Origin of the sequence: Thermogemmatispora sp. (genome assembly GCF_019683635.1) — a bacterium.
In the GTDB taxonomy this organism is placed as follows: domain Bacteria; phylum Chloroflexota; class Ktedonobacteria; order Ktedonobacterales; family Ktedonobacteraceae; genus Thermogemmatispora.
Window position 1 is genome coordinate 1 of the sequence record NZ_JADGIA010000169.1, and the last position, 12,012, is coordinate 12,012.

Consider the following 12,012-nt stretch of genomic DNA (forward strand, 5'->3'; position numbering starts at 1 on the left):
TGAAAGTCCAGTATCGCTCCAGCTCCTCTGTACTCCACCCAAGTCTGAATCAGTGGATCTGTCCGTCTGGGATTGAAAGCTTCTCTTTACAAATCATGTACCCTATTGGGGTGCTGTCTGAATCAGTGGATCTGCCCGTCTGGGATTGAAGTCTGACTGGAAACGAACGATCGCGAAGAAATCATCCTCGCTCACGCGACGCGTGCCAGGTCTGCGCTGCCGATCAGCAGCTCCCCTGGCATCCAGGTCGGGTACATGAGGCAAAAGAAGCAGCGAGAGAGCCTAGTGCTTCGGCAGCTCCTGCCTAGAGAGCGAGCGTGGTACTCTTGTCTGCCAAGTTAGGCAATGCCATTCCTGGAATGGGGGGAAAAGCACCCTAATCTACTCGACGAATCGCAGGGTGCAGTAACCCCAATGCAATGATGCTCGCTGCCAGAGCGCCACCCAGTAGGAAGATCAGGGGAGCCCCGAAGCGATCAGCGGCGAGGCCCGCCAGCCCATAACCGATAGGGAGGAGAGCGGACGAAACCAGGTAATCGATGCTGGAGACACGCCCCAACAGATGAGCAGGAACCAGTTCTTGCAGGGTGTTCACCCAGGCCAGCCCTAAGATCTCAAATGAGGCACCCTGCACCAAGAACGCTAAGCCCAGCCCCCATACGGGCAGAGGTAAGCCCGCCAGCAGGAGCATCAGGCTCGCGAGCAGCCATGCGCCATAGGTAAGTAGCCCGCGTCTCCGCAGGCGCTTGAATTGCCCCAGCGAGAATGCGCCCCCGATGGAGCCAAGTGAGGAGAGAGAGGTAAGCAGCGCCAGGATACCCACCTGATCGCCAAAGCGTTGACGTATCAGCAAGGGCAGTGCTGCCTCCAGGGGGCCGACCAGAAAAATAGTGCTCACGCTGGCAATGATCAGCGTCAGCCACAGCCAGGGATGGTGCAGTACAGTGAAGATTCCTTTGACGACCTCCTGCAGCACCCCCTCCTCTTTCTCAGCCGGGTTGCGCAACGCCGGCGTCTGAGGAAGAGCTACCAGGCAGAGCGCCGAAAAGGCGAAGGAGATCCCTTCCAGTGCGAAAGCAAGCCAGGTTCCTCCCAACGCAATAATCCCTGCCGCGATGGCTGGACCAACGAACTGTGACACCTGGGAGCTGAGGCTTCCTAGCGAGTTCGAGGACGGAAGCAGCTCAGGAGGCACCAGGTCGGGGATAATGGCTCGATAAGCTGGATAGAAGAACGCATCGACCATTCCAAAGAGGATGCTCAAGATAAAAATGTGCCAGAGTTCAAGCCACTGCTGAAAAGCTAGGAAGGCAATCACGATCATCACACTCCCACGAAGCAGATCAGAGACAAGCATCAGACGGATGCGTGGGAGGCGATCCACGGCGACTCCTCCAAAGAGGAGGCACAGGATCATGGGCAATGTAGCACAGGTCAGAACACCACCCATTGCCGCCGCAGAGCCGGTTTTCTGCAGCACCCACCAGGCCAATGCCACCGTGTAGAGACTATCGCCCAAACGCGAAATGGTTTGCCCACTCCACAACAGGGCAAAAGAACGGTGAGACAATGCCCGAAATATCTGCATTCCTGCGACCAGTCCTTGTACTGAGGAGAGGCGTGCCACGCACTCGGACACGTCTCTCTTAAGAGCTAGATGCGTTCACACCAACCAGCGGGATGGGTGGTTCCCACCCGACTGGTGCCTCCCAGAATAGAAACAGCGGATGCGGGCGATGAGCGCTTCTAGTGCCCTCCTCAGCCCACACGATCGCCTTAGTTAGCAAGGCCGCTCAGTCCAAGCAGCAGCGAGGTCCACGTTCAGGCTGGAGACGATCACCTCACCCGGCTCGGGCAAGATATGATCGGCAGGCAATGCTTCGCTCCAGGTGAAGAAGACGATTTGCCTGGACGCCCCAGCTGCGAAGACAGGCGTGCTGGTACTATCGCCGCCGCTTGGTCCATAATCCACAGTATAACCGAATTTGACGATGCCACCCAGGCTGTATGAAGTAATGTGGAACGTGGCAGTCCAGATCATCATGAGCATCGTTACGCCAGTATACATCTATAATCTATTTATAATTTATTTTCATCTGCTCATATTACTTGCTTGTCTTGCTTTGCCATTGTCTTCATATATATTGTCAGATTGATAAATTTAGAGATAAACAAATCATTGATCCCCCTCCATACCTGATAGCTGCTGTGTGAGATACTAGAGGGAATCTCATGGAGACAACAGGGTCGCTCCTTGTGTTCTGTTCCTGGCTCAGATCCATCGCTCACCGCTCCTGGTTCACGCGCGTGCTGGCCGCTCTCAAGCCGCTCGAACAGCAGGGGATGATCTCGCTCTGTCATGACGACCTGCTCTCCCCTGGCTGTGATGTCGACCAGGGGCTGGCCCGCGCCTCGGTCGTTCTCCTCTTACTCACACCTGACTACCTGGCCTCCAAGCAGGATTACCGCGAGCGGCTGCAGGTCCGGCAGCGACACGGCGCTGGCGAGATTTGGCTCACTCCAGTGCTCCTGCGCGGCGGGCATCGGGACCCCCTGGGCAGCGAGCACCCTACACCCGTGGCTACCACCTGGGACCTCTCCTGCTCGCGGGTACGGGAGCGCCACCCGGAGGCGGTTGCCCTGCCACACTTCTGTGCTTTCCTGGCGCCCGACTCCATCCCAGAGGCCCTGCTGGACCATTCGCTGCAGGGATCGGCGGTGACCATCCTGTAAAGCAAATACGCAAGGGATTCTCCGGCGCACCTCGGGTCCGCAGCCAGGCCAAACCCTTGACCGTTTTCCTCCGGCAGTCATATAATCCTTTGTAGAGATTGTCTAGTTTCAAGCGTGGGCCTGGTGTGATAGCCCCAGGGAACTCCCGACAGGCAGACTACCCTCGGGCAGGGAGTCAGTCAGGAGCCGCCACACTGGACCCAAGCCCAGGAGGATCGTGACCATCTATGGAACCGGCGAGTAGATGCTCGGAGCCACCGCCACGGCGAGGGACTTTCCTGCGCTGGGAAGGGGTGAGCGCTGACGGGAACAGGGGGTGGGAGCCTGACTGAAGCAGGACATCTGCGCATGACTCCCCCTCGGAACCTTTCCCTTAGTGTTGCTCCTCACCTTCTCCCTCTCTTCTCGCGCGAGCGCTGACTCGGCTGTCAGCTTTTCTGTCCCTCTCCGAAGCGTTGCAGGCTCACCAGGGTCAGGCGCTACCATGTGCAGCCTGTCTCTGTCTGCCTGACAACAGTCGGTTGCTTTGCCCTCGCTCAAGGGGCACCCGGCCCGGCAGTACAACGTCATGGCTGCTGCCGATGCGCTATGCTTGCGCCCGTGGAGGCCCTCTTGTGCTCACGCCAGCTGTGCACCCTGGCCATCCAGTGATGGGCATGATCGTCCTGGCCTATCTCACCAGGCACAGGAGAGACATCATGGCTCGCAAGCTTCACGTCTTCCCGCAGCAGCGGGAGAGCCGGCGCGGCCTATCCGGGTCAGCCGTTTATCGCTGGCTCTGGCTACGGGATCTGATCCTGGGAGGGAGCTTTCTCTTTCTGTTGTGCGCCTGGCTTGTGCTGGCCGCCTCACGTTGGGCCGCTCCCCTGACACCGGTGGTTGCCATCTCGCTCTCACCGCTGGCGCTGCCACTCTATGCCGGTTACTCCCTGCTGCGGATGCTCCTGGCTTATGGGCTGGCGCTGCTCTTCACCTTGCTCTACGGCCACGTGGCCGCAACCAACCGTCAGGCCGAGCGCGTTCTGATTCCATTGCTTGATCTGCTTCAAAGTATTCCCATTCTCTCCTTCTTACCGGCGGTGGTGCTGGCTCTGGTAGCAGCGTTTCCACGGAGCAATCTCGGGCTGGAATTGGCCAGTATCCTGCTGATCTTTACCAGCCAGGCCTGGAATATGACCTTTAGCTTCTACCATTCTGTGCTGACACTGCCCCGTGATCTGGTTGATGTCTGTCGTTTGCTGCGGTTACGACCCTGGCAGCGCTTCTTGAAGCTGGAACTTGCTGCTGCCACCATTGGCCTGGTCTGGAACAGCATGATGAGCTGGGCCGGTGGCTGGTTCTTCCTGATGGCCTCCGAGCAATTTTCGCTGGGGGATCGTTCCTTCCGGCTGCCCGGCCTCGGCTCCTATCTCCAGCTCGCTGCCGACCGGGGCGACCCCTGGGCACTGACCCTTGGGCTGCTCACCTTGATCGGTCTGATTGTCCTGCTCGACGTCTGTCTCTGGCGTCCCCTGGTCGCCTGGGCTGAGCGCTTTACGCTGGAAGAGCAGGCCGAAGCAGCGCCGCCGCGTTCGCTGGTGCTCGATCTGCTGCGGGCCTCGCCGGCACTGCACTGGCTACGGCAGCATGTGGGACAGCCCTTCTGGGAGGCAGTGGCTCAGCTGCTCAACCGCCTGCAGCCGCAGCCGGCGGGAACCTCGGCGCTGCTGCCTGGCTTGCAGCCTGCTCACCACGAGCGGCCTCGGTCCTGGCTGCGGCGAGGGGGCGCCCTGCTGATCCTGGGCCTGCTCGGGCTACTGGCCCTCTGGGTCTGCTGGCAGGGAGGGCAGCTGCTGGTCCAGGTGCCTCCTGCCACCTGGGGCCGTCTCGTGCTCGCCGCCGGGGTCACCTGGCTCCGCACACTGGCGGCCCTGGCCCTTGGCACCCTGTGGACAGTGCCCGTTGGGGTAGCGATTGGCCTCTCGCCTCGCTGGTCGCGCCGCTTGCAGCCGCTGGTCCAGATCGTCGCCTCCATCCCTGCCACCGCACTCTTTCCAGCGCTGCTGGTCCTGTTGATGGCATTACCCGGCAGCCTCTCGCTGGCGGCGATCCTGCTCATGCTGCTGGGAACCCAGTGGTATGTCCTCTTCAATGTCATTGCCGGGGCGATGGCCATCCCTCGTGAGCTGCTGGAGGCTGCGGCCCTCTTCGGGGTGACGGGCTGGCGCCGCTGGCGCACCCTGATCCTGCCCGCCATCTTCCCGTACCTGGTCACCGGGCTGCTGACGGCCAGTGGCGGCGCCTGGAACGCCAGCATTGTCTCGGAGCTGGTGCAGTTTCACGGGGAAACGCTTCGCACCTTCGGGCTGGGGGCCGAGATCGCGGCGGCAGCTGGGGCCGGGAACTATCCCGTGCTGTTGGCGGGAACGCTGCTCATGGCAGCGCTGGTTGTCCTGCTCAACCGGCTCGTGTGGAGGCGCCTCTATCACCTGGCCGAACGGCGCTATCGCCTGGCGTAGATTCATCCGTGCCTGGGAACACCAGGCGCTTCACCAGGGAAGGCCCTTCCTCAGTGGGGCCTGATGAAAGGAGGAAGACGATGACTCAGAGACAGACAAGCGAGGCAGACGGGGCCGTGATCCTGGAGGCTCAGCGGATCACCCATCTCTATCAAGGACGTGGGGAGCAGGGACGGAGCGGACACGCCCCAGTCGTGCTAGAAGAGGTGTCGTTGCAGATCCGCGCCGGTGAGCTGGTGGCCCTGTTGGGACCTTCCGGCTCAGGGAAGTCGACCTTGTTGCGTATTCTCGCGGGCTTGATCCGCCCCACTCAAGGGGAGGTGCGTGTTCATGGCCAGCTGCTGCGAGGCCCTACTCCCTCATGCGCACTGGTCTTCCAGAGCTTTGCCCTCTTCCCCTGGCTGACCGTGCTCCAGAATGTTGCGCTGGGCCTGGAGGCGCTGGGGCTGCCTCGTCTGCAGCGCTTGAAGCGCGCCTTGGCCATTATCGATATGATTGGATTGGATGGGTTCGAGGAAGCCTATCCCAAAGAGCTGTCTGGTGGCATGCGCCAGCGCGTGGGGTTCGCACGAGCGCTGGCGGTCGAGCCGGAGCTGCTCCTGCTGGATGAGCCTTTCAGCGCGCTCGATGTGCTCACGGCGGCCAATCTGCGCCGCGAGCTGCTGCAGCTCTGGTACCAGGCGAAGATTCCCACCCGCGCCATGCTACTGGTCACCCACAATATCGATGAGGCCGTCAGTATGGCCGATCGACTGCTGATCCTGGGGGCCGACCCCGGGCATCTTCGCGCGGAGGTCCAGGGGCTGCCTCGCGGGCAGCGGGAGCCACACAGCCCTGCCTATACTCATCTGGTCGACCTGCTCTATCGACTCATGACGAGTCCGGACGAGGATGGAGCGGCGCTGCTCGCTGCTGAGGAGCCTGCCCTGGTGCAGCGGGGGCAACCGCGTCCCACGCGCCCCTACCAAACGTTGCCCCATGTCGCCCCAGCCGATATGATCGGCTTGCTGGAGCTGGTCCAGGCACGAGGTGGGCGGGCCGATCTGGCAGAGCTAGGGCGCGAGCTTCAGCTGGAGCTGGATGAGCTGCTTCCGCTGGTGGATGCCGCGGATCTGCTCCAGCTGGCACGCCCGGAGGAGGGAGATCTGGTGCTGACAGCAGTGGGGCGCCAGCTCGCTGAGGCGGACGTGCAGGAGGAGAAGCGGCTCTTTCGCCAGCAGGCGCTGGCACGCATCGCCCTGCTGCGCCGCATTGCCGAGGACCTGGCCGCCGCACCGGGTCATCGAGTAGACGAGGAGCGTTATCTCGAACGCCTGCGCGAGCATTTCAGCGAGGGGGAAGCGGAGGCGCAGCTGCAGACGATCATTGACTGGGGCCGCTACGCAGAGATCTTTACCTACCAGGAAGAGGCAGGGGTGTTTGCGCTGGAAACGGACGAGGAGACGGCGGAGCAGCCCACCGAGGCCGCTGGCGAGACACGGCGGAGCAACATTCGCTGATTTCCTTTCTTCTTTCCTTTGGCAGTCCTTCCTGGAATGGAGATCGCACCAGCGCGGACGCAGCAGCGATACGTTGACAAGGGCCTCGCTGTCGTGGGCTATCACTATCAGGTGATCCAGCCAGGCCAGGATATGGAAGCGCCTTCCACTGTTGTGGAGGCGATCATCAGCAGCCGTGCATCCTGCTGGGATGCTAGACATTCCCTGGCCTCTACGTGCAGCCGATTCGGGCGCGGGCGGTGTTGATCCTCACTCCAGGGAGGGCCGCCTGTCCATCTCCTGAGGTGGCGTCTGTGCGACTCTTTATCCCATCATCCGTGGTATCGAAGGAGTGGGATTGGTAGCTATTGCAATCTTCTCGCAAGATCCAGGCTATGGCTATCCTCCAGAGGCGCCAGCTGGGGCGGGTCCCTCGACCCTTGGTGGCACGCTTCATCTGAGCTTCACGATCCTGGTTGTACAGGCCATGTGCCTGGGCTTACTGGTCATTGCCTGGCGCCTCTGGAAAACTCCACACTTGCGCAGTTGGGCGGCATTTTCGCTGGCGTGCGGTCTTCTGCCGATGGTGTTTATGCCTTTTTTCGTTCTCGCCCAGAACAATCCCCACAGCGCGTTTGCTGGATACGCTGGCCTCTTCGAGCGTCTGGCAACCAACGCTGACACCATCTGGGGAACTGTGTTGCTCATTCCTTTATGGGCCGGAAAGAGATTGATGCAGTTTTACGCGTAAAAATGTCTTTCTGAGAAAAGAGGTCAGCTCTCTCAGGAGGATACCCGATGCAGCGAGCACGCACAGTGCGCCTCACCGAGGAGATGAGAAACGCGTCGTAGAAGAACAGCGGCTGGTGTTTGTCGCCCCCGTCTGCCCCGACGGCTCCCCAACCTGTCGCCCAAAGGGACAATCGCCGTATGGGACGACACCCACCTGATCTTGGCAGATATTTGCTCGCCTGGCACTATCGCCAATCTGAACGAACGCCCGGCTCTCGAAATCAACGTCGTTGACTCGGTCGCGCGCAAAGGCTATCGGTTTAAAGGGACAGCGACCGTGTATGACGAGATAAGTTCAGATTTGAGCTAATGGCTGGCGCAGCAGGGCCGCGAGCACCTGGAGGGCGAACGAGAGCACTGTCGCTCGCTCGCCCGTTGAGCTACGCCCCTTCTCCCGCACCAGTCGCCAGGAATGACCCTTCAAGGCTCAGGCGAGTGAGAAAGAGACTTGCTTTTTCAGCAAGAATTCCTCAACGCCGTAACGGCCCCCTTCAAGGCCAAAGCCAGATTGCTTGACTCCGCCAAAGGGTCCCTCAATCGTGGCCGGAAAGGGATCGTTCACCCCCACAATGCCCACTTCCAGAGCCTCGGCCAGACGCCAGGCGCGGGCCAGATCGCGGGTATAGACATAGGCCCCCAGCCCATAGGCTGCCGTGTTGCTACGCTCGATGACTTCGGCCTCGTCGCGGAACGTGGCCAGGGCAATCAGCGGCCCAAAAGCCTCCTCGCGGGCAATGGCCATCTCGTCGGTGACGCCCTCCAACAGGGTGGGAGCAAAGAGCAGGCCACCAGGGCTGTGGCCCCCAGTGACGACACGGGCCCCCCGGGTCAGCGCATCCTCTAGCAGGCGCTGCATCTTCTGCAGGTTGCGCTGATGCTGGAGAGGGCCATACTCGGTAGCCTCATCCCGCGGATCGCCCACCTTGACACGCGCCAGTCGCTCAACCAGGAGCGCCTTGAAAGGTTCGGCCACCCGCTCCTCCACAAAGATCCGCTGGGGACTGGCGCAGATCTGGCCGGCGTGGCGGAATTTGGCGGCGACCAGTCCCTCGACAGCGGCGTGCAGATCGGCATCAGCGAAAACAATAAAGGGGGCAACACCTCCCAGCTCCAGCACGACGCGCTTCGGCCCCGCGGCAGCCAGACGCATCACCTCACGTCCGACCTGGACCGAGCCGGTAAAGGTCACCATCGTCACGCGAGGATCGCCAAGAAGGGTTTCAACGATAGCTGGCGCATCTCCCATAACGATGTTGACGGCTCCGGCAGGCAGCCCCACCTCCTCCAGCAGCTGAGCAAGCAGCAGGGTCACCCGCGCCGCCTCCTCTGCCGGCTTCACAATGAGTGTGCAGCCAGCAGCGAGCGCCTGGGCCACCTTGCGCCCGAAGAGGATGCCCGGCGCATTTGAGGCTGTGATGGCCGTCACGATGCCCACCGGCTGAGGCTGGAATCGGCACAACCGCAGCACCGGCTTTCCAGGCGGCCACGGCGGCAATGATGGCTGCTGGCTGACTGCTATAGCGCAGCGCCAGCCTGTCACCGACCTCGACCCCAAGCTCGATCAGTGCCCCCGCCAGACGATCGCTCTTCTCCTTCAGCTCTTGAAAGGTGACGACCTCGCCCGTCGTCATCCAGACGACGGCAGGTTTCTCCCCGTAGCCCCTTTCACACCAGTGATCGATCGACTCACGGCCAACGTTGTGCTCGGAACGTGTCTGCTCATCCCGCTCCCAGAAAAAATCAGGCTGCAGCTCGGGAGGGACGAGCCAATCTTGTGGGACAGTAGCCCTTGCGGGATAATGCTCCTTCATGACTCAAGCCTCCTTATCAGAGGCGAGACGCAATAGCCAGGCCGGCAGAGGAACCGGGCGACCGTGCTCAATGTAGACATGGATCACCTGGCCCTGAGCAACAACCTGTTCTGCTGCGTTCATAAACAGGCACCGTGTGGCATAACTGGTTTTGCCGGGACAATCAATCCAGGCCAGTAGCGTGAGAGTGTCATCCACCTGAACTGGTATGAAGTAGTCACACTCGCTATGGACCGCGGGCGTGGCCGCCCCTTGAGCCAGCAGCTCGCGGATCGTCATGCCGGCATGACGCAGTAGCTGGTGATGGGCAAGTTCTATCCAGCGATATACGAGTGATAGTGGATCTGATAGTTATCGACGTCGGCCATCGAGACGAGAACCTGCAGGCTCAAGGCCCGCGGTGGAGGCTGCCAGAGGGTCTCGGGCTTCACGTGAGGCTCTCCTTTCCGGCCAGGTGCTGCAGGCGTTCACGCAAGATCCGTCGCTGCAGCTTGCCGACGTTATCTTTCGGCAGCTCAGGCACAAATTCGATGTACCGCGGGTATTTGTAGAGCGCCATTTGAGCCTTGCAGAAGTCCTGCAGGGCATGGGCGAGGTCCTCAGAAGGCATCTGGCCCGGGCGCAGCACTACCACTGCTGTCACAGCCTGACCACGGATCGGATCAGGCAGGCCAATCACCGCAGCCTCCGCCACGGCAGGATGGCGCGTCAGTACGTCCTCCACCTCCCGCGGGGCCACCTGTCTGCCACCAGTCACGATCATATCGTCCAGACGCGCATGGAACCAGAGCCAGCCCTCTTGATCCCAGACGTAGGCATCGTCAAGCAGACTCCAGCCCTCGCGCACATCCTGACGGGCCCGCTCCAGAATACCTGTGTGCCGATGCACCCAGTAGGTGATGCCGCTGGGGCCGCGAATCGCCAGACGCCCTGGCTGCTCAGGGTCCAGCAGCGTTTCGCCGCTCACCGGGTCCACCAGGCGGGCCTCGTAGCCCGGCATGGGCCGTCCAACCGACAAGTGGGGCGCCACCTTCTCTCCGAGCAGATTGGAGTCGATAAACAGGTGACGGATCGGCGTCATTCCAACGGTATTTCTGACAGGGAAGCCCAGAGCTTGCTGCCAGCGCTCGTACGTGGCCTGGTCCAGAATCTCACCGGAGCTGATGGCTTGGCGCAGTCGCAGCTGCGGATAGCGCTCACGCGGCGTCGGACAGACCTGAAGCATGATGCGGTAGATGGTCGCCGCCCCGGCCATAATAGTGGCCCCATACTGAGCTGCAAGCTGCCAGAGCCGCTCACCGGAAGGGCGCACGGCATAGATGACGCTGGCCCCGGCGCGCAGAGGGAAGTTGATCTTCTCGCCATTGCCAAAGGCATGGCCGATGGGAGCATGCGTGAAGAGGACGTCATCAGCAGTGACGGCACGGCTCAGATTATTGAGATCCGCCAGCGCTACTTCAGCAGCATGGGTATGGAGGCAGCCCTTTGGCTGACCCGTGGTGCCGCCAGTGTAATAGATGCCGCTGGCATCCAACGGCTGGGTGGGATAGGTCTCCGCTTCCTCCGACTGGGCTGCAAGCAGTTGCTCAAAGCTCTCGTGGTCTCTCCCAGAGGCTTCAGGCCAGGCCACCACTGCCCGCAAGTGGGGTGCCGCCGCGCGCGCCCGATCAACATCATTGTGGGACGGGTTGATGACATGATTATCAGCGGCGCTGAGAACATTCATCCGGCAGAGGTTGAGGAGGCGTTGCTCAGCCATCCTGGCGTGGAAGATGCTGGAGTGGTTGGGGTAGCTGATCCACATTGGGGGCAGCGAGTAGTGGCCTTCATTGTGCGCCGCGATCCACAGCTCACTGCTGAGAAGCTGGACCAGCATTGCCGGCACCATCCGACGCTGGCCGCTTTCAAGCGCCCACGCCAGTATGTCTTTATTGAGAAGCTACCACGCAATCCCAGTGGGAAGCTGCTGCGTTTTCTCCTGCGTGAGCAGGCTGCTCAGACAGGAGCTGCGGACGGAGGTGAGCAGCATCCCTAGCGGGCAATGGTCGCGGTTTGCCCATTTTCGGTTAACTGAACCGGATCAGGCCAGCATGCCGCCTCGTGGCATGCAGGATTATGCCGGCAATAGCCGTTTGACAAGCAACTTCACGGCCTTGCAGCCTCGGCTGCTGCCATCTTTCCTTCGGGTATCTCGACACTGGGCCTGCTTCAAAGGCTTTCTCGGCGGCGCGGTCGTGGCGAGGATTCTCAACCAGCACCAGGAAGGACTTCAGCCCGACATCGCTGCCCGTTTCCTGGTCTATAAGTGGCAGGGGCTACGTGGGTCGTGGGTAGGTCGGCACAGGAAAAGTACGCAGACCAGCCATCGGCTTCTCTGGACATCGTTACCGTCTTGGGTGCGCCCTCCAGAGGACGATGGAAACGGAGAGTAATAAGAGGAAGAGGATACCGCCATCCAGCCTCACCCCATTGCCGTACTCTCGGTACGTGATACTGTGATAGCGGTCGCGTCCCTGACAGCGGGGATAGCCTGCCTTCTCACTCGCCTTGACGCGTCGGAAGAAGGCTTGAAAGGCTTTGCTCACCCGCTTGATGACATCCTGCAAGACATGGGCGTGCATGTCCTTGGACTCTGGACGCAGTTCCTCGCTGGCGAGAAGATTACGCTTTTCAGAGAGCTTGCGCTGACAAGCAGCAGTT

The 12,012-nt window shown here is 61.1% G+C and carries 10 protein-coding genes and 2 pseudogenes; 6 read left to right on the plus strand and 6 right to left on the minus strand.

Annotation, left to right across the window (positions count from 1 at the left end; all coding sequences use genetic code 11):
* Positions 1-376: 376 nt before the first annotated feature.
* Positions 377-1,588 (minus strand): MFS transporter, encoded by a 1,212-nt coding sequence (locus tag IRZ31_RS16275; protein ID WP_297155519.1) that lies wholly within the window; start codon positions 1,586-1,588, stop codon positions 377-379.
* Between the two features lie 644 nt (positions 1,589-2,232).
* Between IRZ31_RS16275 and IRZ31_RS16280 the strand changes: the two genes are divergently transcribed.
* From IRZ31_RS16280 to IRZ31_RS21465, 5 genes are all read left to right on the plus strand, one after another.
* Complete coding sequence (locus IRZ31_RS16280; RefSeq protein ID WP_297155521.1) at positions 2,233-2,733, plus strand: hypothetical protein; 501 nt, start codon at positions 2,233-2,235, stop codon at positions 2,731-2,733.
* A gap of 698 nt (positions 2,734-3,431) precedes the next feature.
* Entirely contained in the window at positions 3,432-5,231 is a 1,800-nt protein-coding gene (locus IRZ31_RS16285) for an ABC transporter permease subunit (RefSeq protein WP_297155524.1), read from the plus strand.
* 80 nt (positions 5,232-5,311) lie between these two features.
* On the plus strand, positions 5,312-6,730 hold the full coding sequence (locus IRZ31_RS16290) for a nitrate/sulfonate/bicarbonate ABC transporter ATP-binding protein (protein ID WP_297155526.1): 1,419 nt from the start codon (positions 5,312-5,314) through the stop codon (positions 6,728-6,730).
* A gap of 313 nt (positions 6,731-7,043) precedes the next feature.
* Positions 7,044-7,460 (plus strand): DUF998 domain-containing protein, encoded by a 417-nt coding sequence (locus IRZ31_RS16295; protein WP_363325685.1) that lies wholly within the window; start codon positions 7,044-7,046, stop codon positions 7,458-7,460.
* Between the two features lie 153 nt (positions 7,461-7,613).
* Positions 7,614-7,811 (plus strand): hypothetical protein, encoded by a 198-nt coding sequence (locus tag IRZ31_RS21465; protein WP_363325686.1) that lies wholly within the window; start codon positions 7,614-7,616, stop codon positions 7,809-7,811.
* Positions 7,812-7,928: 117 nt separating this feature from the next.
* On the opposite strand, the gene IRZ31_RS16300 is transcribed toward IRZ31_RS21465, so the two are convergent.
* The 4 genes and pseudogenes from IRZ31_RS16300 to IRZ31_RS16315 form a co-directional block, all read right to left on the minus strand.
* Entirely contained in the window at positions 7,929-9,041 is a 1,113-nt protein-coding gene (locus IRZ31_RS16300; protein WP_363325684.1) for an aldehyde dehydrogenase family protein, read from the minus strand.
* A pseudogene (locus tag IRZ31_RS16305) lies at positions 8,941-9,312 on the minus strand (AMP-binding protein); the annotation flags it as partial. The gene IRZ31_RS16300 and the pseudogene IRZ31_RS16305, both read right to left, overlap by 101 nt.
* A gap of 3 nt (positions 9,313-9,315) precedes the next feature.
* The gene (locus tag IRZ31_RS16310; protein WP_297155532.1) at positions 9,316-9,591 is read right to left on the minus strand and encodes an acyl-CoA thioesterase; all 276 of its coding nucleotides are present in this window, start codon (positions 9,589-9,591) and stop codon (positions 9,316-9,318) included.
* A gap of 148 nt (positions 9,592-9,739) precedes the next feature.
* Positions 9,740-11,071, minus strand: coding sequence for an AMP-binding protein (locus tag IRZ31_RS16315; protein ID WP_297155534.1), 1,332 nt, complete (start codon positions 11,069-11,071; stop codon positions 9,740-9,742).
* Between IRZ31_RS16315 and IRZ31_RS16320 the strand changes: the two genes are divergently transcribed.
* On the plus strand, positions 11,060-11,347 hold the full coding sequence (locus tag IRZ31_RS16320) for a hypothetical protein (RefSeq protein ID WP_297155536.1): 288 nt from the start codon (positions 11,060-11,062) through the stop codon (positions 11,345-11,347). The genes IRZ31_RS16315 and IRZ31_RS16320 overlap by 12 nt on opposite strands.
* 349 nt (positions 11,348-11,696) lie before the next feature.
* Here the strand turns inward: IRZ31_RS16320 and IRZ31_RS16325 are convergent.
* Positions 11,697-12,012 (minus strand): annotated as a pseudogene (locus IRZ31_RS16325) (hypothetical protein); the annotation flags it as partial.